General features: G+C 56.2%; 1 rRNA gene. It reads left to right on the top strand.

From position 1 onward, the window contains the following. The first annotated feature begins 43 nt into the window (after nt 1-43). Nucleotides 44-3157, top strand: a 23S ribosomal RNA gene (locus LGY53_RS43330). Nucleotides 3158-3202: the final 45 nt, after the last annotated feature.

Below are 3202 nucleotides of genomic sequence, written 5' to 3' on the forward strand. Positions count from 1 at the left end.
GTGTGTTGTTTGAGAACTGCACAGTGGACGCGAGCATCTTTGTTTGTAAGTGTTTAAGGGCGTTCGGTGGATGCCTTGGCACCAGGAGCCGATGAAGGACGTAGGAGGCTGCGATAAGCCTCGGGGAGCTGTCAACCGAGCTGAGATCCGAGGATTTCCGAATGGGGAAACCCGGCACGAGTGATGTCGTGTCACCCGCACCTGAATATATAGGGTGTGTGGAGGGAACGTGGGGAAGTGAAACATCTCAGTACCCACAGGAAGAGAAAACAACATGTGATTCCGTGAGTAGTGGCGAGCGAAAGCGGAAGAGGCTAAACCGTGTGGATGTGATAGCCGGCAGGCGTTGTCCATGCGGGGTCGTGGGACTCATCTTCTTATCACTGCCGTGGTGAGCAGTAGTCAGAAAAGTTCGTGTTAGCTGAATTGGTCTGGGACGGCCAACCGTAGACGGTGAGAGTCCGGTAAGCGAAAACGCGTGCTCTACTGTGATGTGTTCCCGAGTAGCAGCGGGCCCGTGAAATCTGCTGTGAATCTGTCGGGACCACCCGATAAGCCTGAATACTACCTGGTGACCGATAGCGGACTAGTACCGTGAGGGAAAGGTGAAAAGTACCCCGGGAGGGGAGTGAAATAGTACCTGAAACCGTGCGCCTACAATCCGTCAGAGCCTTCCACTTTGTGGTGGGGTGATGGCGTGCCTTTTGAAGAATGAGCCTGCGAGTCATCGGTGTGTGGCGAGGTTAACCCGTGTGGGGGAGCCGTAGCGAAAGCGAGTCCGAATAGGGCGCCCCGAGTCGCACACTATGGACCCGAAGCGGAGTGATCTACCCATGGCCAGGGTGAAGCGACGGTAAGACGTCGTGGAGGCCCGAACCCACTTAGGTTGAAAACTGAGGGGATGAGCTGTGGGTAGGGGTGAAAGGCCAATCAAACTCCGTGATAGCTGGTTCTCCCCGAAATGCATTTAGGTGCAGCGTTGCGTGTTTCACACTGGAGGTAGAGCTACTGGATGGCCTAGGGGGCCCACAAGCTTACCGAAGTCAGCCAAACTCCGAATGCCGGTGTGTGAGAGCGTGGCAGTGAGACTGCGGGGGATAAGCTTCGTAGTCGAGAGGGAAACAGCCCAGATCGCCGGCTAAGGCCCCTAAGCGTGTACTAAGTGGAAAAGGATGTGGGGTCGCGAAGACAACCAGGAGGTTGGCTTAGAAGCAGCCACCCTTGAAAGAGTGCGTAATAGCTCACTGGTCAAGTGATCCTGCGCCGACAATGTAGCGGGGCTCAAGTACACCGCCGAAGCCGCGGCACTCAGACGTATACATTCCCTTCGGGGCAGTGGTCTGGGTGGGTAGGGGAGCGTCCTGCAGCCAGGGAAGCCACCGAGTGATCGAGTGGTGGAGGCTGTGGGAGTGAGAATGCAGGCATGAGTAGCGAAAGACGAGTGAGAAACTCGTCCGCCGAATGACCAAGGGTTCCTGGGCCAGGTTAATCCGCCCAGGGTGAGTCGGGACCTAAGGCGAGGCCGACAGGCGTAGTCGATGGACAACGGGTTGATATTCCCGTACCCGTGTATCCGCGCCCAATGGCGAGCCGGTTTTGCTAAGTATCCAAAACCTGAATGATCTCCTTCGGGAGACAGGAGGGGGCTGCATACGACCCAGGCCGTAGTAGTCAAGCGATGGGGTGACGCAGGAAGGTAGCTGGGCCAGTCAGTGGTTGTACTGGTGTAAGCCTGTAGGGCGTGGCATAGGCAAATCCGTGCCACATGAGCCTGAGAGGTGATGCGTAGCCGATTGAGGCGAATTCAGTGATCCTATGCTGCCGAGAAAAGCCTCTAGTGAGTTGGTACACGGCCCGTACCCCAAACCGACACAGGTGGTCAGGTAGAGAATACTGAGGCGATCGAGAGAACTGTGGTTAAGGAACTCGGCAAAATGCCCCCGTAACTTCGGGAGAAGGGGGACCCGGACTGGTGAACACCCTTGCGGTGGGAGCTGGTTGGGGTCGCAGAGACCAGAGAGAAGCGACTGTTTACTAAAAACACAGGTCCGTGCGAAGTCGTAAGACGATGTATACGGACTGACGCCTGCCCGGTGCCGGAAGGTTAAGAGGACCGGTTAGCGCGCAAGCGCGAAGCTGAGAATTTAAGCCCCGGTAAACGGCGGTGGTAACTATAACCATCCTAAGGTAGCGAAATTCCTTGTCGGGTAAGTTCCGACCTGCACGAATGGCGTAACGACTTCTCTGCTGTCTCAACCACAGACTCGGCGAAATTGCATTACGAGTAAAGATGCTCGTTACGCGCGGCAGGACGAAAAGACCCCGGGACCTTCACTATAGCTTGGTATTGGTGTTCGGTACGGTTTGTGTAGGATAGGTGGGAGACTGTGAAGCGGGCACGCCAGTGTTCGTGGAGTCGTCGTTGAAATACCACTCTGGTCGTATTGGACTTCTAACCTCGGGCCATGATCTGGTTCAGGGACAGTGCCTGGTGGGTAGTTTAACTGGGGCGGTTGCCTCCTAAAATGTAACGGAGGCGCCCAAAGGTTCCCTCAGCCTGGTTGGCAATCAGGTGTCGAGTGCAAGTGCACAAGGGAGCTTGACTGTGAGACTGACAGGTCGAGCAGGGACGAAAGTCGGGACTAGTGATCCGGCACCGGCATGTGGAAGCGGTGTCGCTCAACGGATAAAAGGTACCCCGGGGATAACAGGCTGATCTTCCCCAAGAGTCCATATCGACGGGATGGTTTGGCACCTCGATGTCGGCTCGTCGCATCCTGGGGCTGGAGTAGGTCCCAAGGGTTGGGCTGTTCGCCCATTAAAGCGGCACGCGAGCTGGGTTTAGAACGTCGTGAGACAGTTCGGTCTCTATCCGCCGCGCGCGTCAGAAACTTGAGGAAGGCTGTCCCTAGTACGAGAGGACCGGGACGGACGAACCTCTGGTGTGCCAGTTGTCCTGCCAAGGGCACCGCTGGTTAGCTACGTTCGGAAGGGATAACCGCTGAAAGCATCTAAGCGGGAAGCCTGTTCCAAGATGAGGTTTCTCTCCCACTTGATGGGTTAAGGCCCCCTACAGACCATGGGGTTGATAGGCCGGAACTGGAAGCCCAGTAATGGGTGGAGGTGACTGGTACTAATAGGCCGAGGACTTACCAACAAAGAAGCTACGCGTCCACTGTGCGGTATCTGAAACAACACACGC

The organism is Nocardia sp. JCM 34519.1, assembly GCF_020361265.1.
In the GTDB taxonomy this organism is placed as follows: Bacteria; Actinomycetota; Actinomycetes; order Mycobacteriales; family Mycobacteriaceae; genus Nocardia; species Nocardia arthritidis_A.